The sequence below is a fragment of the Acaryochloris marina S15 genome, assembly GCF_018336915.1.
GTDB classification, from domain to species: Bacteria; Cyanobacteriota; Cyanobacteriia; order Thermosynechococcales; family Thermosynechococcaceae; genus Acaryochloris; species Acaryochloris marina_A.
This window is the reverse complement of sequence record NZ_CP064923.1, coordinates 414,934-437,972: the sequence shown is the minus strand read 5'-3', so window position 1 is coordinate 437,972 and position 23,039 is coordinate 414,934. Positions and strand designations below refer to the sequence as shown.

The following is a 23,039-nucleotide window of genomic DNA, read 5'->3' as shown; positions in this document are numbered from 1 at the left end:
TCCTTAGCTAACCATCGTTTGATCAATGGCCAAAGGTGCAATCGCACTCAGTTCCAAATCAGGATGATCGCCATGCATTTGATGCAAATTCCATTCATTCTTAAACAATAAAACAGGGCGCCCCCAGCTATCTTTAACGGTGATGGCATTAAAGATTCGCCCCACCGACTCTAAGGCAGGCCATCCCCCTTTCACCCACCGAGCAACGGAATAGGGCAATAGTTCTAAGCGAGTTTCAACGCCATATTCACTTTGGAGTCGGAATTGAACCACTTCAAATTGCAGTTGTCCCACCGCTGCTAGGATCGGATCTCGCTTAATTTCATCTTCGGAGTACATAATTTGTACAGCGCCTTCTTCCCGCAGTTCTGAAACTCCTTTCTGGAACTGCTTGAACTTAGAAGGATTAGGATTTTTTAGGTAGGCAAACAATTCTGGCGAGAAGCAGGGAATCCCTTCATAAGCTAATTTTTTGCCTTGATAAATAGTGTCGCCAATTGCAAAAACACCAGGATTATTTAATCCAATAATATCCCCTGGATAAGCTTCTTCCAAGGAGTGACGGCCTTGGGCAAATAGCTTTTGGGGGCGGGAAAGCCGAATGTTTTTGCCCGTACGGGTATGACTCACCGTCATATCTTTTTCGAATTTGCCTGAACAGACCCGAATAAAAGCGACTCGATCGCGGTGTTTCGGATCCATATTGGCCTGGAGCTTAAACACAAACCCAGAGAAATCCTCATGGGTCGGCTCAATCGTGCCCTGGGTACTCTCATAGGCCCCTGGTTTCAAGGCGTAGTCGAGAAAGGCTTCCAGAAACAGCTCTACCCCGAAGTTGGTCATGGCACTGCCAAAAAAGATGGGGGTCATCTGGCCGTTATGGACCTGCTCAAGATCTAAGGGAGACCCTAATTCTTCAATGAGTTCCAGCTCTTCTTTGAGTTGGGAATAGAGTTCCTTATCTAGCAAAGATTCAATTTGTGGATCGCCCCAATCCAGTTGGGTGTCGATGGCTTCTCGTTTGCCATGATCACTCCGCTGAAACAGGTGAATTTTTCGACTGCGTCGATCAAACACTCCTTGGAAGAGATCGCCCATGCCAATCGGCCAATTGACCGCATAGGTCTGCAGTCCCAACTCTTGCTCAATTTCGTCCAGCAGTTCTAAGGGCTCTCTCCCAGGTCGGTCTAGTTTGTTGATAAAGGTAAAAATGGGCAGCGATCGCAACTTACAAACCTCGAATAACTTTCGGGTTTGGGGCTCTAAGCCTTTGGCTGCATCCACCAACATCACCGCATTATCGGCAGCGGCTAAAGTGCGGTAGGTATCTTCACTAAAATCCTGGTGACCCGGTGTATCTAGTAAATTAATTTGGCAATTTTGATAGGCAAACTGCAATACCGTTGAGGTAATCGAAATCCCCCGCTGTTGCTCCATTTCCATCCAGTCAGACGTGGCATGGCGTTGGGCTCGTCTGGCCTTTACTGCCCCTGCTTCATGAATAGCGCCTCCATAAAGCAGCAGTTTCTCCGTCAAGGTGGTTTTACCAGCATCAGGGTGAGAAATAATCGCAAAATTGCGACGAGCTTCTACCGCATCAGCCAACTCAGTTTGCAATTCAGTGGGCATACAGATGACCAAATCGAGGAGTTTTTAGACACTTTATTATAGGTCAGGAGGCTGTTTGTCCTTGCCGATTGCTACAAGGTAGAAGTATTTACAACTCCAACTAGACTTTGATCAGTGCTTTGGAGTCTGATTGGGCCTCTAATACCGGCAAAGAGTGTAACTGTTGTTGCTGGTCTACGGGTAAAGCTGCCGCTGCTTTCTGCACTAATGCCAATAACTCTTGATGGTGAAACGGTTTCCCTAAACAAGCCATCGCCCCCGAGAGTCGTGAGCGAATTAAGTCACACATACCTCGTTGAGGAGCCATGATAATCACCGGCAATTCCCGTAGGGCGTCACGCCGATGAACCATCCGACAAAGCTGATAGCCATCTAGATGAGGGAGTTCTGCATCGACTAGGGCGAGGACTGGCGGACGCTTGAGCAAGGCAGGCAATGCCCGAATCGAATCACTCAAACGCATCACATCATAGCCCGATGGCTCTAAGACCTGAGTTACATAGCGCTGAGTCAATTTGCTTTGATTGATACAGGCCACCCGAGGTCGAGTCAATACCTCACCCATATGGTAGGGGTTCACCCCTAATGCCCCTAATTTGATCAAAGGATGGAGTGAAATGGCCAAATCGCCAACTTTGACACTCAGGTTATGGGCCAACTGATACAAGCACTGTTCTTGTTCTAGAGCATGGGTTAAATGGTCCAGATGAGGGAGGCTTTCGCTAACATAGTCTGCATATTCAGCAAACTTATCGGCATCGGTAATATAGGGTCGCGAAAACGGAGATTGAATCTCAGCGCTGAGCAATGTCCATTGATTAATCGTCTGCTCAACGGGTAAGACCAGATCCCACAAAGACATGCATAACAAAATAGGGTCAATCTGAATATTGGCCTCAAATTGATACTGAGCATGGGGGATAGCCAAAGCATGAATCAGAGCTTCTTGGGTGATGGCCGTCAGCAAATCCCGGAGCTGATCATGGGAAATATAATCGGCTTGCCACAGGTGGCAGAGAAAAGAATAATCAGAAACGGATTCTTGAGGGTGAGACCCCTCGAACTGAGGCATGCAGCGCTGTAGTAAGTAAGATAAGCGCTCTTGGTTACCCACAATGCTTTCGGCAAAATTGACCCGCCCCTGACTGAAAGAGACTCGCCATCCAATCGATAGATCACTTGGATCTCGAATCACAACCCGGCCAGAAGGATATGCATGAATCAGATCCCTCAGGGTTTCAGCTGTAGATTTTTTAACTCCAGTATCAAAAGCGGTCATTGCTTCTTGTTTGCCTAAGTGAAGACAATTTGTTTGAAGCATCTTTCATTCCCCCCGATAACTAAGTCTTGCTTGATAGTCAAACAAGTTGAAGATGCTGCTATAGGCCGAAGACCCAAGCTTTAGGCTTATGTACAGCACTAGATTGGTGGTCATGTGCTGCTGACGGCTAAAGAATTTCTTAATGCCCTCAAACATAGTAAGCCCCGAGACGGCTTCAGTATTATCACTGATCATACTTCAATGTTAAAAAGAGCAACTTTGAGACTCTTACCAAAGTGGTTACAACTCTTGCCGTGTATAAATCATAAGTAATATAAGAAATCTTTAATTAATCTTTCTAGAAAGAATATAGTTGATCGATGAATTACTTATTCTCCGTAGAAATACGGGATTTTATCCAGCCTGAAAAAAGGGTAGCCACAATTAAGCTTTGCCAGAGCACTCACAGCATTCACGCGCTACTGTAGCGATAAAATCCTCCACCGAACTGTGCTTTAAGCAACAAACTATGTGAAACGTCGAAGCAATCTCTAGTAGTAGTAAGGATTATCCGGCTCAGGAATAGATTTGAGAGTCTGGGCTTGAATAACAAGCTGGCGCTGGCCATTCAAGGTCTCCGTCACCATTTCGCCTTGAATGGCCAGCCAGGAATCCACTGCATAGGTTTTGCGACTTTGCTTTAACTTCACTGGCAAACCCACAGGATAAGCATCTGCAGCACAACAACTAATCACAAAGCGCGTCAATGTGAAGTAATTATCTGACAAGTCTTCTGGGTAGACAACAAAACCATCAACATTCACCTTTTGACCGGCATAGGCATCGGGTTCTGGATAAACATCCAGGGTGCGAATCCACTCCAACAGCGTCCGATTTTCGGGTTGACTCGTGGTTCGGAACGCTTGAGGGCTCGCCCGAGTAACCATGGTTTTATCTTGTAATCCCCGTTGAATCGCTGTTTGACTCGTAAAAGGCCGGGGAGTAACCAGTAATCCAATCAAGGCAGCGGTCAGCATAATACCGCTCATCACAGGTGGCGATAGTAAAGATAGGTGCTGAGAACGCATGGGAACTCGCCGTCGCCAGAGTTTTAGGATCTGGAGACTCGTCAACATCAGTAGAAAACAGCCTGCGGCAAGGGTCAAGCCATAGTAGTTGGGATGAATCAGCAGCCCCAGTTTGCCAGACCGCCAATATTGCAGGATCAAAATCCCCCACAGGCAGAGGGCCAACGTCGCCAACCCTTCTGACAGGTAAGGGAGCAGTTTAGTTCGCATACGTTTTGCTGTCATAGGGCCTGTCTTTAACTAATCCATAGATTAATGATCAGGGTAAAAACCAAGGTCAGTTGAAAGATCATGGCAAAGATGTAAAAAACAGCCCGTGGTTTAAAGACCATTAATAGTAAGCCCATACTTTTAAGGTCAAACATGGGGCCAAAGACCAGAAAGGCAAGGAGGGCGCCACTGGTAAAAGTGGAGGCGAAAGAAAGGGCAAAAAACGCATCTACTGTCGAACAGATAGAAATAATGCCCCCTAAAATCACCATGGCAAATACCGAAGTCACTGGGCCTTGACCGATGGCAAGGATGATATTACGGGGAACTGATACTTGAATGATGGTTGCAAATAAGCTGCCCAGCACTAAGACACCACCCATCTCTCGTAATTCTTGGATGGTGTTGTCTAGCAAAAGTGGGAGCTTATCCCATAGGGATTTAGGTTGTGGAGAAGCGATGGCCATAACGGCGTCCAAGTTGGCGGCCTCAAGAGGAATCGGTTTACCGGTTTGATTTAAGATGTAAGTCCCCGATTTTAATAGCCCTGGAACCTCAGTCGATTCTGCCGATGAGGAGCTAACAGGCATTAGCGCCGCGATGTTGGGTTGCAAAAAGGGTTTGAGATCGGATTGCCAGCTAAATACCCAACCGATAATAGTTGCGATCGCAAAGGAAAACACCACTCGCAAAATCACAATCTCGGGCTGATCGGGAAATGCCGTCCAAGTTGCCCAAATCACCACAGGATTGATGGTTGGTGCTGCTAGCAAAAAGCCAATGGCCACCGGCGCAGACGCCCCCTGAATCAACAAGCGTCGAGCAACAGGGACATTCCCACATTCACACACCGGAAATAGAAAGCCAAACAGACTGCCAGAGAGGGCTCCCAAAAGTGGATTTTTGGGAAACATGGCAACTAACCGCTTCTCATCGATAAATATCAGCAGCACGCCTGAGACCAACACGCCAAAAATCAAAAATGGCATGGCCTCAACCATAAGGCTTAGAAATAGGGTTAATCCACTACCCAATTGGGACATTCAAAGTCTTCCTAAAAAGTTAGTGTCTGAGCGGGTGAACGGCTAGAAGCAAGGGTTGAAGTATGAACGGCTAACGTTTGCATCTCAACATCAGTATCTACCCTAGACGATGAGCACAGGGTTTGTCTTTGAATATAGCGTGTGAAATGGAGATAACCCCAGAGTCACCTTCTATGGCTACCCTTACCCAAATAGTTTTAGGGTAGATCTCCGCTTTGAAGGACAGAGGAGACGGGTAGCGTTCAGTAAGTTTGATATATTTTAGGTTGGGCAAATTGCCTTTGAACCCAAGAACCTATAGCCTAAAGCTCAGATTCCGATCGGTTCAGGCTTGCCATCTTTAGTGATCTTGAGAATCAGTAGAAAGTGGCTATTACAGCACCCTTCTATCTTCTTAAGCACAGCCCTTTGGGATCTTTAACCAATGGATGCTCCCTCGCGTAATCTCATAGGAGGAACTATGACCTGGATTACTCAAAATACATATGCTTTCAAACAAAGCATCCTGGATCAGTTCGAGCAGCTCGATACTGATATCAGAGATCTGAATGACCATGTCTCGCAGCAAAGTCAAGGGTTAGAGCTGTTTACCTCTAACTTAATGATGGGTTTGTTTATCGTGTCCGTATCCGCTAGCCTGTTGCTGCTCACCCGCCATGCTTTAGAGCTCTGGCTGGTTTACCATCCAACAGGTGTTCTTCTCTACTGAAGCCACTTCTAGCAGTCTCTAAGCACGCTGCTAATGAGCATAGCTGTTGTTTCAATACCAACTGCTAAACAAACTCTATTTCAAGTTATATTCGCCGACTTTCTTCTCTAGCAAGAGCGTCGGTGTTTTTTTGTCTTAACGTTCTGGGCATGCAGGATAAACCTGATATTTTGACAGAGGCCATCGCGATATTGAGGTTGTTTTGAGCAATCAGTTTCAGTTTGAATGTCATAAACACTGCTCCCAAACCCAGGCCCGTGTCGGGACCTTTCATACCCCTCATGGTCCTGTAGAGACACCCCGATTTATGCCGGTGGGAACGTTAGCCAATGTAAAAACCTTGACCCCAGCTCAACTGCAAGAGACGGGAGCTCAGATGGTTTTGGCCAATACCTATCATTTGCATTTGCAGCCCGGTGAACACATCGTTGAGCAAGCGGGTGGCCTACATCAATTTATGAACTGGTCAGGGCCAATTTTGACCGACTCAGGGGGGTTTCAAGTCTTTAGCCTCAGCGACATGCGTTCCATCGCCGAAGAGGGGGTGAGTTTCCGATCTCCCCGGGATGGTCAAATGATCCATCTCTCTCCAGAAATCTCCATGGCAATTCAAAATGCCCTGGGGGCTGATGTGATTATGGCCTTTGATGAATGTCCTCCCTATCCTGCCAGTCGAGATGCCATTCAAGCTGCCACGGAACGAACCCAGCGCTGGCTAGCCCGTTGCGTTAAGGCACATCAACGACCGGATCAGGCTCTATTTGGCATCGTCCAGGGGGGGACTTTTGCCGACTTGCGTCAAGCTGCAGCCCGATCCGTGGTGGAATTTGATTTGCCAGGTTATGCCATTGGCGGCGTTAGCGTGGGGGAGCCCCCGGAACTGATTGAAAAAATCGTCAAAGTAACAACGCCGCTATTACCCATCAATAAACCCCGTTATCTCATGGGGGTGGGTACCTACCGAGAGATGGTGCAAGCTATTGCTGCCGGGATTGATTTGTTTGACTGTGTGATTCCGACTCGATTAGCCCGCCATGGGAATGCCTTAGTCGCCGGAGAACGGTGGAATCTCAAGAACAATCGATTCCGGGAAGACTTTACTCCTCTAGACTCTGCCTGTCCTTGCTATACCTGCCAGAATTTTACGCGGGCCTATGTGAGTCATTTGCTTCGATCACGCGAACTCCTCGCCTATACCCTCTTGAGTATTCACAATATTACGGAGCTAATTGGCTTTACCCAGCGTATTCGGCAGGCAATCCTTGATAATCAGTTTCAGCAAGTCTTTGGAACATGGCTGTCTTCTTCCGATACGCAGCTAGATTAATCGTTTCTCAAGCATCTAATGAGAGTCATTTACAGGGACTCATGGGAACGGCGAGTATAGAGACTATACGGGTAGATCCCTTACATGCCCTTCCATCCCTAGGTCAAGGATTGATTTTTTGGCAGCAGGTTTCATGTTAAGATATTTATTGATTCAAAAAGCTATGTTGGAAGGAACATTTATTCATGGAAGCAGTTCTGCTGTTGGCGAAACTACCTGAAGCCTTCTCCGTTTTTGCCCCGATTGTGGATGTTATGCCTGCTATTCCACTTTTCTTTTTGGCGCTTGCTTTCGTTTGGCAAGCAGCGGTTGGTTTTAAGTAAACAACACCCATTTTAATAAGCCGTTGATTTATTAATAAACCGTTAACAGGTCTTAGTTATAAATCAACCTCAGGAACCATTCCTGAGGTTGTAAAGGGGAGTAATTTATTGCTTCCCTTTTTTATTGGCAATAGATGATCGTTGTAGATTTTATTGCCCAGACATCAGAAAAGAGGTCAGCCAATATTTACTACTCGGGTAATCAATACCCGCTATCCAGCCAGCGCTGAGGGTGCTAATAGACAAAACAACCATCAGCAAAAGGGTGAGCCGGCGACTGAGACCCGCCGATTGTAATTCGAGCCGTGCCAGGGTTTGGGAAGCTAACAGCACCACAATCATGCCAAACAGAGTGGAAGCTGCAACTGCCATCGTGATGATGCCACTCAGAATCAGCATAGAGACAACTCCTCTAGGTCCCAAACGGAACATCCGCTTGGTCACTTCTTCCCCCCAAAACAGCAAGATGGTGAGGGAAATCGCGACGAACCAAGACCCCATCGCCCAGCCAATATGGTAGGCCGAGAGGTGCCAACCGAGGAGTCCATAGGATACCCCGACACAGAGCAATGAAAGGATTGGGGTAATCATAGGTCGTTTAGTCCTGATTCACGCTTTCTAGTGTACTCACGGATGGCTAGGCCGTCCGGGGCAATCTATTGCGATTATCGGAGAAAGGGGTTTGATTGATATCGCCTCAGCACCATTCCACGTTACGCTCAACTAGAGTAAGGATATGCCTGCCCTTTTGTAGCCCTATATAAGTGAATAGCCGTAATGGAGATTCATCCTTTGTCAGACCAGTCCACTCCTTCAACAAATGGTGTGAACAGTAATCCCCATCACCAACAAATGATGCAGCGCTGTTTACAGCTCGCTCAGCAGGCCGCTGGTTTTACGAGTCCTAATCCCCTAGTGGGATGTGTGATTGAGCGGGATGGAGAAATTGTGGGTGAAGGCTATCATCCCAAGGCTGGAGAACCCCATGCCGAAGTATTTGCCCTTAGAGCTGCAGGGGATAAAGCCAAAGGCGCTACAGCCTATGTCAGTTTAGAACCGTGTAATCACTTTGGTCGCACCCCGCCCTGTTCAGAAGCCCTGGTGAAAGCGGGGGTGGCCACGGTGGTAGTGGGGATGGTCGATCCAGATCCACGGGTATCGGGCAAGGGGATTGAGCGACTTCGGGCTGCAGGGATTCAGGTGATCACAGGGGTGGAAGAGTCTGACTGTCAACGCGTTAATGAGGCCTTTGTTCATCGAGTCTTATATCAGCGCCCGTTTGGCATCCTTAAATATGCCATGACCTTAGATGGCAAAATTGCCACGACAGCCGGCCATAGCACTTGGATTACCCAAGAAATCGCCCGCTCCCATGTGCATCGACTACGGGCAACCTGTGATGCCGTCATTGTCGGTGGCAATACGGTCCGCAGGGATAATCCCCATTTAACAACTCATCACCAGACCGATTCGCATCAGCCTCCCAATAATCCGCTGCGGGTGGTGTTGAGCCGGACCCTTGATTTGCCGCAAACGGCACATTTATGGGAAACAGACGTCGCTCCTACAATGGTGTTAACCCAAGGTCATCCTAATTCTGATGGACAGGCCTATCTGGAACAGCAGGGCGTAGAAGTCGTGAACTTAGATGAGCTCACCCCACAAACGGTGATGAGCTATCTAGGCCAGAAGGAGCTGCTGTCAGTCTTATGGGAATGTGGAGGGACTTTGTCTGCCCGTGCGATCGCAGATGGTTCCGTCCAGAAAGTCTTGGCCTTTATTGCGCCCAAAATTGTGGGGGGCCAAAATGCTCCTTCCCCTGTGGGAGATTTGGGATTCAATAAAATGACCGAAGCCCTTCAACTAGAACGGGTGCGCTGGCATATTGTCGGTGAAGATTGCCTAGTCGAAGGATATTTGCCAAAGTAATCTTTACTCAACCAACCAACCCCTTGAGCATTGTGAACTCTGCATCATGGGTTGAATATGAGTAAAAAGTCAGAATAAGGCCGTATTGGTTTCTTGCAGATCACCGACTTCACATAAGTATCCAGCCGGAAGCAGTGATAAAACCGTCGATTTATCTTGCTTATTACATTCCAACTTGATGAGTTCCGGTAAATTCTGAATGAGAACCGATACTCGTTTTAAAAACGCATTAAACCAGAGTTTGAAGCCCAGATGGATAATAGCAGTAATTTTTCGATTGCCATCTCCTCGAAATTGAAACTGTGCATTTCGATCAATTTCAAAGTCAGCCAAATAGGCAAACTCCGGCTTAGTCTCCCTCAAATAGTTAGCGGTTACATTTGCACCCAAAAAGACTTTGACCACACCACTGAAGCAATTCACTAAGTTGAGAAAATCGTAAATTGATATGTCTTCAGTCATGGTGGCTGAAGGATGCACAATAGCATTGTTGAAATAGTGCATGGTCACAGTTTTTTCAATCATTACTATATTTTGATGTCGGTTCTAAAGGGCAGACGGTATATTTTGTGAAACACACATCTTCAACACATCGTTCTCTATACAATGCAAAGAACAAGGAAATTTTTGTCTGCAACAGCAGATCTTGCTCTAGATGCGAGATAGAAGTTTAGTCTTGGAAGAATTTATACACTGTATATTTAGTGCTTTATTTTGACTGTATTTAATTTAGGTGAAGAAAAGCAGTCAAAATTCGGGAAGAAATCGGGAAGTTTGAGTCATAAAACCTATGGAGTAGCCATTGCCAGGATTGGCTGCGCTAGCTATCGTTCCCCTCAGGGTGATCGAAATGCGTAATTCCCTTGGTGTTTATCTGCCCGAGGTCGGGTGATCAAACTTCTACGAATCGTTGGTTGGCTACCATCAGTACAAAACGTCTGTTGGTATGCTGATGAGACAGAGTTGCGATCGCAAACAACCGAAAATCCAAACATATCTTTGGTGCGAAGGAATCACCAGCACTCAGTATCTACTGGCATCCAGATTCAAACCCACTGGCGTTCAGGATGAGCTGATCCAAGGCATCTTGCATGGTACTAACCACCAGATCATAGCAGTCTTGAACATAGGCCTTATCCTTCGCTGCCTGTCTGCCATATCGCTCAAAGTGAATGGGTGGACAAATCCGTGTGTGAATTTGCATGGGTAACGGAAAGTTGGGCAAAGGTCCGATGCTCAGTCCCCAGGGTAAACCCAGATAAATGGGGAAAATAGTCGGGTCAGTCTCTAACAGCCAGGGCAGCCCAAGATCATGCAGCTGTTTCATCAAGTCATAACAGTCGGCTAACACCACTAAGGTGTCATGGGCTCCCCAGGAAATGAAGGGAATAATGGGAACGGCTTCTTGTAAGGCTAACTTGATAAACCCTTTGCGATCGCAAAAATAAATCCGGTCCCGCAGTCGATGGGGCCGAAACACATCCTGGGCACCCCCTGGAAACACCGCAACGCTAGCTCCACTCTGCAAGGCAGTCCTCGCTACCGTCGGATAGGCACGAATCGCTCCCCCCAGAGTGGCAAATTCTGCCACCCTGGGATTAACCCGCCACATGCCTTTATGCATCAGGCCATAAATCGGTCGTTCAGCCCCAAAACGACAAAACCAGTCATACATAAACATATGTAGGTCGGGCGCTGCAAAGCCGCCATTATGGGAGCCAACGAATAGGGCTTTCTCTGCAGGCACATGGTGCCAGCCACTAGTTTGAACCCGAAAATAATAATCGTAAAACCACTGCCAGCGCGGTATTAAAGCTGCGATCGCAGCTGGATCTCGATCGTCTAGGGACCAACCCTGTCGGGGCTTGGAAGAGGCAGTGGACTTCACCAAAAGTTTTTACAATCCCATTGCAGTGCACATCATCAACCCACTGCTTATCTAAGCATGGACTAGGGTTCATCTACTCACCTGGGTGCAACAATTCTCAGGCTAGAGCGAAAGGGATTGTGACCTTTAAGATCCCAGAAATATTAAAGTCTCCAACCAAGATCTCGTCTTCTCTCAAAGTTCTATGTCGCTATGCTCAGGGTTAAGTCTTTTTTATCCAATAAGTCAGACCCTTTCAGTCCCAAAGAGCTGACTGCCTGGCAATACCTATGTGAACTTAATGCTAGAGATCGATCGTTCTTCTGAACAGAGGAATCGCTTTTAAGACTTGAACAGCTAATAATGTGACGGCTACAACGCAAAAGCTGTACAGCAGATTTGGCACCAAGTTAGTAGAAAATGGAATATTTTGAAAATATTTAATAGATACAGCACCGACAAATCGATGGAGCAGATAGATCCCAAACGTACTGGTCCCCACCACCACAAAGACAGAATTTAATATCTTATTGCCATAAGACAAACTAGACAGAAAATAAAAGCAGGCGGCTGACATGACCAATGTCATCATGGAATAGTATCCATTCCAAACAGTATCGTAAAAAGATTGGCTAGAAACGGTTGTCATCACCCCATACAAGAACAAAGACATCCAGGCCAACAAGAATGAGAATAAGCTAATTCGCCTTAGAGATATCGTCCTTTCAGACCCTATCTTATCGGGTGAAAACTGATCAGCCAGGACACCGCCCAAAATAAAATAGATATATGCATAGGAGTACTGATTAAAGGGGTTGATGCCAGGGAAGAAATTAAAACTGTTGGAGTTGATATAGTTAAAACCCAAGACGGTTTCAGCTACATTCAATATAGTATGGAGAAATAAGCTACCAAATGAAAATATAAAAACCACAAAGCATAATATTTTCAAAGTTAATTTATTGTCTTCCAAGTCATATACAGCCTTAATCACAGGAAACAATAAATAGACAGACACCAAGGCTTGCAGAAACCATAGATGGTTACTCACATGCACTTTCAGAAGAAACCATGAGCTCAGAAATTCCTTAATGGAATAGGTCGTTCCTTCAATGGGAATAAAGAGGGTGAGAGAAATTAAGCTCCATAGATTCAACAATACGTATAGATAAATAGTCTTTCTAATATGCTTTTTTAACTGATAAGGTCTATTTAATAGCAAAGCTCCATTAACCATAAAAAACAATGGAACTGCCATACTGGAAAGGCCATAGAACAAGTAGTTTATATACACTCCCAAGCCAGGGTTATTAATGATGTCAAGATTTAAGGCATTGTAGTGATAGATGCAAACTAAACAAATAGAGATCGTTTTTAAAGCATCAAAGTAATAGACTCGTGTTTTGGGTTTTGCTTGCAAAGTTTGCATTTCAAATTCACCTTGAATCGTCAAGTGACATCCGTTATGAGATGTACAGGGGATGCAAAATTATTATTTCACTAGGGAGTATCCTTGTGGGCACATGGCATCGCTACGATTGAGGCCTTGGTTTTTCAATCTAGGGGGCAAAGGGACTTGAGCGAATTGGTTAGAGCCACACACTATAGATAGAGAGAAGGGTTGTGCTGTCCGGTCCTGACTAAAGCTGAATGTCGGACCTTGTAAGCCCAGCCAGACTAAACCGATATAGCTTTGCCACTGTGGTTTACGAGGACGTGCCACAATCCATACGGCTCGGTTTTTCTCTGAAGGGAATGCATCTGATACGGGAGCTTGAAGGGCAAATAGCTCAAATATATATTTTTCTGAAAGTTGGCTAACATCAACCTGCAGTTCATCTAATTCAAGCGCAAACCGCTCATGATTAAGATGAAAAGCCTGCTGACTCCGAATGATGATGCCAATCGTAGTGCGAGCATTCAGCTCAATCGCACGCTTGGCTTGGGCTAGCCATACCTGAATCATCTTATTGAGGCTGTTTTGCAAATATTGTCTAACAACAGCAATATCAACATAATTACTATTTAAACGATCAACCTTTATATTCCCCAGTGAAGTTGCAAAAAAGAGGGAATTGCTCAAGTTGGCATTGCTCAGATTAGCTCGATCTAATTGGGCTAACCGAAAATCTGCTCCTTGTAAGCGAGCATCGGGCGTAAGCAAAGGATCGGGGATGCATGGCTCAAAGAAAAACGGGTCAAGGACAATAGATCCTGTACCCGAACCAAAAAACTATCATGACCCTACCATCGCAATTGCTAACCGTGCTAGCCCATGACGAATTTCTAGAACAAACTGAAGCACTCAAAGTATCAACCAGCCTGAGTCAGATGGTTTATATCGTTCTGCAAATGGGCTTGTTTCTAGCTCGCTGTCTTCTGGAGGATGAACTCTCAAGGCGCGCGAAAGCAGTATTTGTATGGCCTGTATGTACTACCTGCGGAACCCGCTTACATTCGAAGGGATGGGAATCTCGTCAGATGCAGACACTGGTAGGCACTATCTCTTGAAAGCGACGGGTGGGCCGTTGTCCCAAAGGATGTCCAGGCAGTCTGTTGACTCCCCTGGATCAAGCCATTGGGATTGCCCCCTATCAGCACAGCAGCGAAGAACTGGTGCGTCTGGGCTGCTTGTTGAGTCTGTTCATGCCCTATGAACTGGCCAGTTGGATGCTGGGTCAGTGGAGTGGTCTATCCGTGAGTCCATCCAGTTTGTGGAACTGGGTGCAATCCGTGGGTAACAAAGCTCAGCAGGAATTAGAAGCTCAACTCAACGCTCAATCATCAGGGACTCAGGCCCCTTGTGAAGCGATTTCAGAGATGTTATCTGCTCTACCTTTGGCCATTGCCGCCGATGGTGTGATGGTCCCCTTTCGCCCCACCCCGAACTCACCCAAGGGAAAAATCCAGTGGCGAGAAGTCAAAGTCGCCATCTTAGCTCGCCTGGGAACACGGGTTACCCGAGCTAAAAAGGAGGTCCCCCAATTACTGCGTCGAAGACTGGTGGCAGTATTGGGCGATATCGACCAGTTCATCCCTTTACTTCAACTCGAAGCTCACAAACAAGACTTTGAATCTGCTCCAAAAGTCATCTGGCTCAGTGATGGGGGACGAGGCTTCTGGCGAGTCTATCGCACCTTGTTCTCTCATTGTGCTGTGGCAGTCCTCGACTTTTTTCATTCAGCAGGCCATCTGGCACGAGCAACTAAAGCGATGTTTGGAGATGCCCGCTCTGCTCAAGCCCAAGCCTGGTTCCGGCACTGGCGACACCAATTGCGACACGGGCAACACCTACTTGTATTACGGTCCTTGACGATATTGATTCACTCACAACTGTTAACGGGAAAGTCTTTTTCAACGTTGCTCCAGGTGCAGGCTTATTTCCAACGCCATCATAACCACATCCGTTATCGGCACTTTGAACAGCAACAGATTCCTCTCGGGTCAGGAATGGTTGAAAGTGCATGCAAGTGGTTGATTCAGCAGCGCTTTAAGGGAGTTGGCATGCGCTGGAGTGAGGATGGTTTCAACCATTTACTGATCTTGAGAATTGCCTGGGTCAATGAACGGTTTGACTCCTTATTCCCAGAGGTGACCATTCCGAAAACTAAGGCATCCCCGATCCGCTAAATACGCCCGCGAGCATCCTCTAAATTGGCATTTTGGAGATTCGCTTTATAAAAGCTTGTTCGCTCGCGTTCTAACGCTACACCCATTGTTCTGAACTGAACAGCCATGAATTGAAAGCTAATCGGAATATCCTTATATTCCGATGACACTGTGTGTAAAACGCCCGCGATGCGTGCCAAATCGATCAGTTCCGTCATAGAACAGGCAAAAGCATGATCAGATTGACGGGATTGGTTCCAAACTGCAAATGCACCCAACTGAGCTAAATCTGCAAATACATCATCACATTGACTTTGATTGAATGCTCCTTTAAGATTTGCCCTGGCTAGATTCGCCGCCGTAAAATTTGCCGCCGTTAAATTTGCCCCACTAAGGTTGGCATGATTCAAGTTCATGCCACTCAAATTCGCACTACTCAAATTTGCATAACTGAGGTCAGTCTTTTCAAGATCTAAGACCCGTAAATCAGCATGACTCAGATCGCAATTTTCACAGGAGTGAGTCTGCTTTAACTGTTGTAAGTGCTCTAGATTTGCTGCCTCGGCGGTAGCCGGAAGCATGAGGATTGCCGCAGCGACTAGCCCCAGTTTCTCAACAACCGTGCCCATCTATGAGTGATGTTGAATGGCATACTCTCGAAAACGCTGTAAATCACTTCTTAGATTAGATTCCACCACATTTCCTAGAAACAGGTTGTCCATGAATTGTCCTACGACACCAGGAATCTTATAGGCAACCGTTAGCTTCACAACGCTAGTATCTTGTTTGCGATCATAAAAGCGAATCGCCCCTCGATTGGGTAGGCCATCCACAGATTCCCATTGAATAATTTGATTGGGAATTTCTTTAAGGATGCGAGACAACCAGGTAAAGGTTAGGCCACCCCCCGAAAGGGTCCACTGGGATAACTCGGGTTTGTCTTTGAGGATCTCAACGGAATCAATCCAATTCATCCACTGGGGCATCAGTTCTAAATTAGACCAGAGATCCCATGCTGCCTCAATGCTGACGGGGACCTCAACTTGTTCACTATGTTCTAGCCAATCTGACATGGATATTTCTCACTCAGTTGCTGAATCGTAGTCGCGCTTTCTAAGATGGCTTGGGCAGCCTGGTGGCCGGAAATTGTAGCCCCTTCCATACTATCGATATAGTCTTGATTGGTGTAGCTCCCCGCCAGGAAAAAGTTAGGAATGGGGGTTTTTTGATGGGGTCGGTAAGGCTCCATGCCAGGGGCTTCCCGATAGAGAGACTGGGCCAGTTTGACCACACTGTACCAAGTCATATTCAAGTCGTGGGACGAAGGGAACAGCTCTTGGACTTGTTTGAGGACATGGTTGGCAATTTCTTCGTTGCTCTTTTTGATAAAGGGATCGCCTGGGGTGAGTACCAGCTGCATCAATGAGCCTTCCCCTTCCTTATAGTAATCGCTGGGGCTAGTGAGAGCGAGGTCGGCAAAGCAAGAGAAGTCGGCATCGGCGGTATAGAGGAGGTTATCCAAGCCTGTTGCTTTTTCTACCTGTTTACGAGCCTGGGGGTCGTTCATTTCGGTGACCCAGCCATCAAAGCGCAGCTGGACCGTGGCAACGGGGACTGCATCAAGTTTATAGATATTGTCAAATTCAGACCAATGCCGCCAATCATCAGGAATCAGCCGTTTAATCCCTGGGACATCACAGGCACAGACATAGGCATCTGCCGTAATGATTTCATCCCCGTCTTCTTTGGCAACTCGGAGGCCGGTAATATGGGTTTCGTCGTCCTTATTGTCGTACAAAACTTCTAAGGTGCGCCGACGGAGGTGGAATTTAACGCCCCGCTCTTCTAAATAGTTGATGATCGGTTGATGCAGATATTCTTGAGGCGAGCCTTCTAGCATCCGCAGCATGGAGTTTTCTCGGCGGACAGCAAACATCTGAAAGATGGTGAGCATGCAGCGGGCGGAAATATTTTCGCAGTCGATAAACCCAAGGGCATAGGCAATGGGGTTCCACATGCGTTTGATACTGCCATTGCTACCTCCATGACGGCGGAACCAATCGGCAAAGCTGACATTATCTAGGGCACGAATGTTGCGCATCGCCCCTTCGTAGTCCACTAGGCCACGAACAATGGGGCTGGTACCGAGTGCGATCGCATTCTGGATCTTGTCCCGCAACGACAGCTGAGAAGTCGTGAAAAAGGCTTTCAAACCATTGAAAGGAGCCCCAATCAGAAAGCGAAAATCTAAGGCCCCTAAACGCCCACCTTTATTGACAAAGTTATGGACATGCTCTTTCAGTAGGAAGTGATCTAAAGCCCCCACCTTTGCCATGAGTGCAAACAAGCGACGGTAGTTGCCGAAGAAGACATGCAGGCCCATTTCAATATGATTGCCTTGGTCATCGATCCAGCTGCTGACTTTACCGCCGACAAAGGGACGAGCTTCATATAGTTCTACTTCGTGACCCGCATCAACTAAGTCAACTGCGGTGGCCATCCCTGCCAGACCCGCACCTACAATTGCAACACGCATGCTTTTTCTTCTCTAACAATGGTTTGGAACTGCCTCTTGAACAGTCCAGATCTTGAATGTAACAAATTATTGCATATCTTTTAACCCAGTCATTTGAGTTGCTGGTCAAATTCTCCCTGAAGCCCTCTTCTGAGTTAGAAGGGTCTAGATACTAATGTGATTGAGGTTTTATATCGCTGCAGTACAACGAATTGAAACTAGATCAGGCATAATAACCAGCGAAGTCCGTATCTCAGATACAGGAGAACACTGAATGGATCGTCGTACATTTCTTTCTTGGGTAGGGGTTGGCACATTAGCCAGCAGCTTACCCGTGGTGCTCGCAGCTTGCACCTCGAGTGACACACCAGAAGCATCTTCTTCACCCGAATCCACTGATACTGCCGAAGCCCCTGCCCCAGTCACCACGGCGGATGGGTTTACCGAAGTCGGTAAGCTGGCAGACCTAGAAAGCAGTGGGTCTGTAGTCATGGAAGACTTTGGTGGTGCCCCCCTACTCGTCATTCTCAGTCCTGATGACAAAACAAAGGTCGTTGCTTTCAAAAATCAATGTACCCATAGTCAATGTCCCGTGGACTGGAATGCTGAAGGAGGAACCTTAGACTGTGGATGTCATGGATCCAAATTTAAGGCAGATGGAACCGTTGCCAATGGTCCCGCCAAAGATCCACTTCCCACCTATGAAGCGAAACTAGAGGGAGATACCGTCTTGGTGAAAGCGGGCTAAAAATCGCTAGATTCCAATAAAGAAACCCCTGACATGAAGTCAGGGGTCAAATCCTCTGAGGAGGAATCTCTCGATACCAGATTCCTGAGCTTAAAGTGCCCCCTCAATTCTAAAAAGTGACATTTTGCTTAGCGCATTGTTACAAATTCTTCGGCAGAACTCGGGTGAATGCCGACAGTAGCGTCAAACTGGGCTTTTGTGGCTCCCATCTTGACTGCGATCGCGACCCCTTGAATAATTTCTCCCGCATGGTCACCCACCATATGTGCCCCCAGAACCTGATCAGTTTCGGTATTAACGATCAGTTTCATCAGCGTTTTCTCATCATGATTGGGGAGGGTGTAATACATGGGGCGGAAGCGACTTCGATACACCTTGATCTTGTCCTCACCATATTTTTCCTGTGCCTCTGTTTCCGTGAGTCCAACGGTGGCTGCTTCTGGGGTGGTGAAGATGGCCGTCGCCACATTGTCATAGCTCATCTGGCGAGAATTTCCGCCAAAATGGGTATCCGCAAAGGCACGTCCTTCATTAATTGCAACGGGCGTTAAATTGATTCGATCTGTACAGTCACCGACAGCATAAATATTGGGTTCCGCTGTTTGGCTATAGTCATCCACTGAGATCGCACCACCGTCTACTTCTATCGCCGTATTTTCAATCCCCAATCCCTCCAAGTTAGGGATACGGCCTGTTGCCGCTAGGCTTACAGCATCCGCCAGGATGGTTTCTTCGGCATTGTTCGCCTGCTTAACGGTGATTTGGAGACCCGTATCGGATTTGGCAATGGCAAGATCCGTCATATTATTCAGCACTCGGATGCCATGCTTCTGCATCGCCTCTTGAATTTCTGAGCGGATATCGTCGTCAAAGCCGCGCAAAATTTTGTCAGCCCGAATCATCAACGTCACGTCCGACCCTAATCCCTTGAGAATGCAGGCAAACTCAATACCGATATAGCCACCACCGAGGACAACTAGATGTTTAGGCTGCTCTTTCAGGTTGAAAATATCGTCTGACGTGATGGCATGTTCGATGCCGGGAATACTGTCCGGCTTGACGGGCTTACCCCCCACCGCTACTAAAATTTTATCGGCGGTTACCTTTTGATCACCAATGGTCACCGTATGGGCATCCACTAACGCCGCTCGACCACGATAAACCTCGACTTTAGAGTTATCCAGCATCTTCTGATAGATGCCATTGAGTCGAGTTACTTCATCATTCACTGCCGTGATCATTTTGAGCCAGTCCAATTTACTCTCGACTGGGCTCCAGCCATACCCCGTGGCAGCATCAAACTGAGAAGGGAAGTGAGAAGCATAGACCATCAGCTTTTTCGGTACACAGCCTCGATTGACGCAGGTGCCACCCAAACGGTCATATTCTGCAATGCCTACTTTGGCACCATATTGAGCTGCTCGCCGGGCCGTTGCAATACCACCTGAGCCCGCACCAATCACAAACAAATCATAGTCATAACTCATCGTCTTCCCTCCTTTGCAGATTTAATTGCGTTTCACTTTAGCCTAATCAATCCAAGACACAACAGAGCGGGTCAGCCGACCCACTCCATCGTTGGACGTTGGCCCAAGATATTTAGCCAACCGCAGCAGCCGTAGTTGCTGCATTGGCATGGACACCCTTGAGATAGGCCAACATCGTATCGGCATCAGATACTTCAAAGGGGTCTGTAGGGCAGTTATCGCCATAATCAGCTTCGATAAACATTTTTTCGATTTTGCCATCATTGACAACCATCGAATAGCGCCAAGAGCGCATGCCGAAGCCTAGGTTAGATTTGTCCACCAACATGCCCATCTTGCGAGTAAACTCACCATTGCCGTCGGGAAGTAAGAAAACATTCTTAGCACCTTGATGCTTGCCCCATTGGAACATCACAAATGCATCATTAACCGAAAGGCAGATGACACCATCAACCCCTTGGGCTTTAATTTCTTCGTATAGTTCCTCATAGCGAGGTAAGTGTGTCGATGAGCAAGTGGGGGTAAATGCACCGGGTAGGGAGAACACAACCACTCGCTTACCACCAAAAATATCCTGGGTGGTTTTGTCTTCCCAACGATAGGGGTTGGGACCGGAAACGGACTCATCCCGAACTCGGGTCTTAAAGACGACGTCAGGTACTCGCTCAGTTGCAAATACAGCCATGTTATTCCTCATGTGTTGGGGTGAACAGGTGTCGGCAATCGCCTCCACACATCTAAGAATAATTCTTATTTACGAATAATTCAATAGTAATATATACTTATTTTTAAGAAATACTATATTTTATAGAAGCAATGCAAGTTTTGCCTCTATAATTGGTGAATAAATTGCCGCAATAGTATTTGCTGTTTTACAAAAAAAATAATGAAGCAGTCTGCCGACACCATCGTGCAAGTTTTAAAGGAGAAAGGTCTCCGAGTAACACCCCAACGTTATGCGGTGTATGCCAATTTGCTGTCTCGGACCGATCATCCAACCGTAGAACATCTACTACAGGATCTAAATCAGGATTTTCCCATTTCTTCTCAAGCGACGGTGTATAGCTCGTTGCAAGCCCTACGAGATGTAGGACTAGTACGAGAAGTCTTATTAGAAGAGGGCGTGTCCCGATATGACGCCAACGTCGATCCTCACCATCATTTCCGCTGTCGCCAATGTGGCGAAATTGAAGACATCTCTTGGAATTGTTTCCAAGAAATTAGTCTTAACAACCTTCGGCCTGGCTTAGAAGCCCAAACCTATGAGGTTACCGTGAGTGGCTTGTGCGATCGCTGCCAGTCCTAGGCGGTCGAGCTTGAATTTATTGTGACTCCTACACCCCAATTGATGTTGGGTCAAGGATGCCCCAATTGCAATCCGTTCTAACCGGTTACAAGTCTATTGCCCATGGCTCAGCCCCTCTCGTCTGACTTAGAGAAGCAAATTATTGAGGTTGAAGAACAGCTTCGCTTAGCCATGCTGACCTCTGATGTCGCAACCCTAGATCAACTGATTGCTGATGATTTAGTGTTTACCAACCATCTGGGCCAGATCATGAGTAAACAAGATGACCTGGCCTTTCATCAAGCCGGGCTCTGTCAATTTCAGACCATTGAGTATTCAGAACGCCGCATCCAACCCATCGGAGAACAGATGGTTGTCTCTGTGGAGGTGCAGTGGGCAGGTCTCTATAGCGAAATTTCTTTCCAGGACAATCTGCAATTTACCCGTCTATGGCAGCGTTCCCCTCAAGGCTTGTGGCAGGTGATCGTCGGCCATAGTAGCGTGATTCAGAGCAATATACATTAACCCTCTGGACAAAAAGATTGACCTAAAATTCCGGGATGTGCCGCCATGCCAGAAGCCTCTCTTACTATCCGCTCCGCAACTCCCACAGATGATGAACTGATTGCCCAGCATTTTTACCAAATGTGGCGGGATAACCAGGTGCCTACAGAGCAGATTCGACCGGACTGGCAAACCGTCACCCTAGAGTTCTTAGCAACGGCCCGTGATCAATTAGGTTATCAAGGATATATCGCCTCTCTTGATGCAGCAATGGTCGGGTCGGTGGGCTGTCAATTATTTTCTGGGTTATATCCATCCTTGATCCATCGGGACCAGCGCCACTATGGCTACATTTGGGGTGTCTATGTGGAATCGGCCTATCGTCGCCAGGGAATTGGTCGCAAATTGACTGAGGTAGCGGTGGAGTATTTGCGATCGCAACACTGTACCCACGCCATCCTCCATGCCTCTCCTTGGGGCAAACCCGTCTACGAGCAGATCGGATTTATCCCCTCTAACGAAATGCGCTTGGAGCTTTAGCTGATGACTCACGTTCCCTCCAGCTGAAATCAAAGTCAGGTTTAGTTTGGCGGTGGACCCGGCTGCCAATCCCCTAACCCAAATTTCCGCATCAAAATTCGATCCAATAGTCGAGTTGGTAGCCACCGTTTTAATAATGGCAAGGTGCGGCTTTTGTTGCCAATGGCAATTTCAGGAGGCAGCCGATCCGAGTGCTGAATACGATGTACCAACTTTTGGGCCAAGACAGCCGCAGAAGTCGCCTGGTTCTGAGACGCTAGCGCCCGTGCCTGAATTTGAGGTGCGAGCTGCTGATAGCGAGAGTTGGCGGAGAACAACCGTTCAGCCATCTGGGATGCCGTTTGCCCAAACTGGGATTGAATCGCCCCGGCTCGAACCGTCACGACCTGAATCTTAAAAGGGGCCAGTTCCATTCGCAATGCATCGGATAACGCATGCAGGGCCGCTTTGGAAGCACAGTAGGGACCGGCAAAAGGCGTACTCATCACCCCTGAAACACTCCCCAAATTGAGGATCAGCCCTCCCTTCCCCATCAAAGGCACCACCTGCTGGATGAGATGGATGGGTGCAAACACATTGGTTTGAAATTGGTTCACCAACTCGCCATTGGGAATATCTAGCAACGGCCCCATCACCCCATAGCCCGCATTATTCACGAGAATATCGATTCCCTGGGTCTCGGCAACCAGGGTATCGATGGCAGTGGCTATCTCTGCAGGACAGGTGACATCTAACTGCAATGTGGCAATCCCTGGTTGGGCAAGTGCCTCCATATCAGCCAGGTTCCGAGCAGTTGCGAAGACTTGATAGCCTTGTTGCCGAAACTCAAGGGCTAGAGCTTTGCCAATTCCAGAGGAACATCCCGTAATCAACACCACTTTAGCCGACGAACTCGATGGGTTTTGAGGTGGGGGGACGACCATAAGACCGATGCCGTAATCAAAAATTGACCGTCAATCGTTGAA

General features: G+C 47.3%; 23 protein-coding genes and 1 pseudogene. 9 read left to right on the top strand and 15 right to left on the bottom strand.

The features are described 5' to 3' along the window. Positions 1-3 precede the first annotated feature (3 nt). The 4 genes from prfC to I1H34_RS02730 all read right to left on the bottom strand — a co-directional run bounded on the left by prfC (position 4) and on the right by I1H34_RS02730 (position 5,231). A complete protein-coding gene (gene prfC, locus I1H34_RS02745) occupies positions 4-1,629 on the bottom strand; it encodes a peptide chain release factor 3 (protein ID WP_212664239.1) in 1,626 nt (541 codons plus the stop codon). A gap of 100 nt (positions 1,630-1,729) precedes the next feature. Next, positions 1,730-2,950, bottom strand: coding sequence for a response regulator (locus I1H34_RS02740; protein WP_212664238.1), 1,221 nt, complete (start codon positions 2,948-2,950; stop codon positions 1,730-1,732). A gap of 491 nt (positions 2,951-3,441) precedes the next feature. Then, on the bottom strand, positions 3,442-4,203 hold the full coding sequence (locus I1H34_RS02735) for a TIGR03943 family putative permease subunit (RefSeq protein ID WP_235107104.1): 762 nt from the start codon (positions 4,201-4,203) through the stop codon (positions 3,442-3,444). An 11-nt stretch (positions 4,204-4,214) separates the two neighbouring features. Beyond that, positions 4,215-5,231 (bottom strand): permease, encoded by a 1,017-nt coding sequence (locus I1H34_RS02730; protein ID WP_212664237.1) that lies wholly within the window; start codon positions 5,229-5,231, stop codon positions 4,215-4,217. Between the two features lie 460 nt (positions 5,232-5,691). On the opposite strand from I1H34_RS02730, the gene I1H34_RS02725 reads away from it, so the two are divergent. The 3 genes from I1H34_RS02725 (at position 5,692) to I1H34_RS02715 (ending at position 7,590) form a co-directional block, all read left to right on the top strand. Beyond that, positions 5,692-5,940, top strand: a complete 249-nt coding sequence (locus I1H34_RS02725; protein ID WP_212664236.1) for a hypothetical protein — start codon at positions 5,692-5,694, stop codon at positions 5,938-5,940. A 202-nt stretch (positions 5,941-6,142) separates the two neighbouring features. Next, on the top strand, positions 6,143-7,267 hold the full coding sequence (tgt, locus tag I1H34_RS02720) for a tRNA guanosine(34) transglycosylase Tgt (RefSeq protein ID WP_212664235.1): 1,125 nt from the start codon (positions 6,143-6,145) through the stop codon (positions 7,265-7,267). A 185-nt stretch (positions 7,268-7,452) separates the two neighbouring features. Then, positions 7,453-7,590, top strand: coding sequence for a photosystem II reaction center protein K (locus I1H34_RS02715; RefSeq protein ID WP_212664234.1), 138 nt, complete (start codon positions 7,453-7,455; stop codon positions 7,588-7,590). 150 nt (positions 7,591-7,740) lie between these two features. Here I1H34_RS02715 and I1H34_RS02710 read toward each other — a convergent pair whose 3' ends face one another. Continuing rightward, positions 7,741-8,181 (bottom strand): hypothetical protein, encoded by a 441-nt coding sequence (locus I1H34_RS02710; protein WP_212664233.1) that lies wholly within the window; start codon positions 8,179-8,181, stop codon positions 7,741-7,743. 186 nt (positions 8,182-8,367) lie between these two features. Between I1H34_RS02710 and ribD the strand changes: the two genes are divergently transcribed. Next, positions 8,368-9,519: a bifunctional diaminohydroxyphosphoribosylaminopyrimidine deaminase/5-amino-6-(5-phosphoribosylamino)uracil reductase RibD gene (gene ribD / locus I1H34_RS02705; protein ID WP_212664232.1), complete on the top strand. Its 1,152-nt coding sequence runs from the start codon at positions 8,368-8,370 to the stop codon at positions 9,517-9,519. 69 nt (positions 9,520-9,588) lie between these two features. Here ribD and I1H34_RS02700 read toward each other — a convergent pair whose 3' ends face one another. The 4 genes from I1H34_RS02700 to I1H34_RS02685 form a co-directional block, all read right to left on the bottom strand. Beyond that, complete coding sequence (locus tag I1H34_RS02700) at positions 9,589-10,023, bottom strand: hypothetical protein (RefSeq protein WP_249369732.1); 435 nt, start codon at positions 10,021-10,023, stop codon at positions 9,589-9,591. Positions 10,024-10,549: 526 nt separating this feature from the next. Continuing rightward, on the bottom strand, positions 10,550-11,410 hold the full coding sequence (locus I1H34_RS02695; RefSeq protein ID WP_212664230.1) for a lysophospholipid acyltransferase family protein: 861 nt from the start codon (positions 11,408-11,410) through the stop codon (positions 10,550-10,552). A gap of 280 nt (positions 11,411-11,690) precedes the next feature. Beyond that, positions 11,691-12,815: an acyltransferase gene (locus I1H34_RS02690; protein ID WP_249369731.1), complete on the bottom strand. Its 1,125-nt coding sequence runs from the start codon at positions 12,813-12,815 to the stop codon at positions 11,691-11,693. A 63-nt stretch (positions 12,816-12,878) separates the two neighbouring features. After that, positions 12,879-13,550 (bottom strand): type IV pilin-like G/H family protein, encoded by a 672-nt coding sequence (locus I1H34_RS02685; protein ID WP_212664228.1) that lies wholly within the window; start codon positions 13,548-13,550, stop codon positions 12,879-12,881. A gap of 74 nt (positions 13,551-13,624) precedes the next feature. Here I1H34_RS02685 and I1H34_RS02675 point away from each other — a divergent pair. Then, positions 13,625-15,016: pseudogene (locus I1H34_RS02675) on the top strand (ISKra4 family transposase). Here the strand turns inward: I1H34_RS02675 and I1H34_RS02670 are convergent. From I1H34_RS02670 to zds, 3 genes are read right to left on the bottom strand one after another with little or no spacing between them, the layout of a single operon-like run. Continuing rightward, complete coding sequence (locus I1H34_RS02670) at positions 15,013-15,624, bottom strand: pentapeptide repeat-containing protein (RefSeq protein WP_212664227.1); 612 nt, start codon at positions 15,622-15,624, stop codon at positions 15,013-15,015. The pseudogene I1H34_RS02675 and the gene I1H34_RS02670 overlap by 4 nt on opposite strands. Then, positions 15,625-16,068, bottom strand: coding sequence for an SRPBCC family protein (locus I1H34_RS02665; RefSeq protein ID WP_212664226.1), 444 nt, complete (start codon positions 16,066-16,068; stop codon positions 15,625-15,627). Further along, positions 16,053-17,531, bottom strand: a complete 1,479-nt coding sequence (gene zds, locus I1H34_RS02660) for a 9,9'-di-cis-zeta-carotene desaturase (RefSeq protein ID WP_212664225.1) — start codon at positions 17,529-17,531, stop codon at positions 16,053-16,055. Before zds ends, I1H34_RS02665 begins: the two co-directional genes overlap by 16 nt. Before the next feature lie 253 nt (positions 17,532-17,784). Here zds and I1H34_RS02655 point away from each other — a divergent pair, with 253 nt between their 5' ends. Beyond that, positions 17,785-18,258, top strand: coding sequence for a QcrA and Rieske domain-containing protein (locus I1H34_RS02655; RefSeq protein ID WP_212664224.1), 474 nt, complete (start codon positions 17,785-17,787; stop codon positions 18,256-18,258). A 128-nt stretch (positions 18,259-18,386) separates the two neighbouring features. Here the strand turns inward: I1H34_RS02655 and gor are convergent, their stop codons facing one another. Together gor and I1H34_RS02645 are read right to left on the bottom strand one after the other, a co-directional pair. Continuing rightward, on the bottom strand, positions 18,387-19,745 hold the full coding sequence (gene gor, locus I1H34_RS02650; RefSeq protein ID WP_212664223.1) for a glutathione-disulfide reductase: 1,359 nt from the start codon (positions 19,743-19,745) through the stop codon (positions 18,387-18,389). Between the two features lie 112 nt (positions 19,746-19,857). Further along, positions 19,858-20,430 carry a peroxiredoxin gene (locus I1H34_RS02645; RefSeq protein WP_212664222.1) on the bottom strand — a complete coding sequence of 191 codons (573 nt, stop codon included), beginning with the start codon at positions 20,428-20,430 and terminating at the stop codon, positions 19,858-19,860. Between the two features lie 201 nt (positions 20,431-20,631). On the opposite strand from I1H34_RS02645, the gene I1H34_RS02640 reads away from it, so the two are divergent. From I1H34_RS02640 to I1H34_RS02630, 3 genes are all read left to right on the top strand, one after another. Beyond that, positions 20,632-21,051 (top strand): Fur family transcriptional regulator, encoded by a 420-nt coding sequence (locus tag I1H34_RS02640; protein WP_212664221.1) that lies wholly within the window; start codon positions 20,632-20,634, stop codon positions 21,049-21,051. 102 nt (positions 21,052-21,153) lie between these two features. Then, on the top strand, positions 21,154-21,555 hold the full coding sequence (locus I1H34_RS02635) for a nuclear transport factor 2 family protein (RefSeq protein ID WP_212664220.1): 402 nt from the start codon (positions 21,154-21,156) through the stop codon (positions 21,553-21,555). Between the two features lie 45 nt (positions 21,556-21,600). Beyond that, positions 21,601-22,074, top strand: coding sequence for a GNAT family N-acetyltransferase (locus I1H34_RS02630; RefSeq protein ID WP_212664219.1), 474 nt, complete (start codon positions 21,601-21,603; stop codon positions 22,072-22,074). A 41-nt stretch (positions 22,075-22,115) separates the two neighbouring features. Here I1H34_RS02630 and I1H34_RS02625 read toward each other — a convergent pair whose 3' ends face one another. After that, positions 22,116-22,997 carry an SDR family oxidoreductase gene (locus I1H34_RS02625; protein WP_212664218.1) on the bottom strand — a complete coding sequence of 294 codons (882 nt, stop codon included), beginning with the start codon at positions 22,995-22,997 and terminating at the stop codon, positions 22,116-22,118. Positions 22,998-23,039: the final 42 nt, after the last annotated feature.

Excerpts from the sequence above, each read along its gene's own strand:
- prfC (WP_212664239.1), bottom strand. The coding sequence starts at position 1,629 with ATGCCCACTGAATTGCAAACTGAGTTGGCTGATGCGGTAGAAGCTCGT.
- I1H34_RS02740 (WP_212664238.1), bottom strand. The coding sequence starts at position 2,950 with ATGCTTCAAACAAATTGTCTTCACTTAGGCAAACAAGAAGCAATGACC.
- I1H34_RS02735 (WP_235107104.1), bottom strand. The coding sequence starts at position 4,203 with ATGACAGCAAAACGTATGCGAACTAAACTGCTCCCTTACCTGTCAGAA.
- I1H34_RS02730 (WP_212664237.1), bottom strand. The coding sequence starts at position 5,231 with ATGTCCCAATTGGGTAGTGGATTAACCCTATTTCTAAGCCTTATGGTT.
- I1H34_RS02725 (WP_212664236.1), top strand. The coding sequence starts at position 5,692 with ATGACCTGGATTACTCAAAATACATATGCTTTCAAACAAAGCATCCTG.
- I1H34_RS02715 (WP_212664234.1), top strand. The coding sequence starts at position 7,453 with ATGGAAGCAGTTCTGCTGTTGGCGAAACTACCTGAAGCCTTCTCCGTT.
- I1H34_RS02710 (WP_212664233.1), bottom strand. The coding sequence starts at position 8,181 with ATGATTACCCCAATCCTTTCATTGCTCTGTGTCGGGGTATCCTATGGA.
- ribD (WP_212664232.1), top strand. The coding sequence starts at position 8,368 with ATGGAGATTCATCCTTTGTCAGACCAGTCCACTCCTTCAACAAATGGT.
- I1H34_RS02700 (WP_249369732.1), bottom strand. The coding sequence starts at position 10,023 with ATGCACTATTTCAACAATGCTATTGTGCATCCTTCAGCCACCATGACT.
- I1H34_RS02690 (WP_249369731.1), bottom strand. The coding sequence starts at position 12,815 with ATGCAAACTTTGCAAGCAAAACCCAAAACACGAGTCTATTACTTTGAT.
- I1H34_RS02670 (WP_212664227.1), bottom strand. The coding sequence starts at position 15,624 with ATGGGCACGGTTGTTGAGAAACTGGGGCTAGTCGCTGCGGCAATCCTC.
- I1H34_RS02665 (WP_212664226.1), bottom strand. The coding sequence starts at position 16,068 with ATGTCAGATTGGCTAGAACATAGTGAACAAGTTGAGGTCCCCGTCAGC.
- zds (WP_212664225.1), bottom strand. The coding sequence starts at position 17,531 with ATGCGTGTTGCAATTGTAGGTGCGGGTCTGGCAGGGATGGCCACCGCA.
- I1H34_RS02655 (WP_212664224.1), top strand. The coding sequence starts at position 17,785 with ATGGATCGTCGTACATTTCTTTCTTGGGTAGGGGTTGGCACATTAGCC.
- gor (WP_212664223.1), bottom strand. The coding sequence starts at position 19,745 with ATGAGTTATGACTATGATTTGTTTGTGATTGGTGCGGGCTCAGGTGGT.
- I1H34_RS02645 (WP_212664222.1), bottom strand. The coding sequence starts at position 20,430 with ATGGCTGTATTTGCAACTGAGCGAGTACCTGACGTCGTCTTTAAGACC.
- I1H34_RS02640 (WP_212664221.1), top strand. The coding sequence starts at position 20,632 with ATGAAGCAGTCTGCCGACACCATCGTGCAAGTTTTAAAGGAGAAAGGT.
- I1H34_RS02635 (WP_212664220.1), top strand. The coding sequence starts at position 21,154 with ATGGCTCAGCCCCTCTCGTCTGACTTAGAGAAGCAAATTATTGAGGTT.
- I1H34_RS02630 (WP_212664219.1), top strand. The coding sequence starts at position 21,601 with ATGCCAGAAGCCTCTCTTACTATCCGCTCCGCAACTCCCACAGATGAT.
- I1H34_RS02625 (WP_212664218.1), bottom strand. The coding sequence starts at position 22,997 with ATGGTCGTCCCCCCACCTCAAAACCCATCGAGTTCGTCGGCTAAAGTG.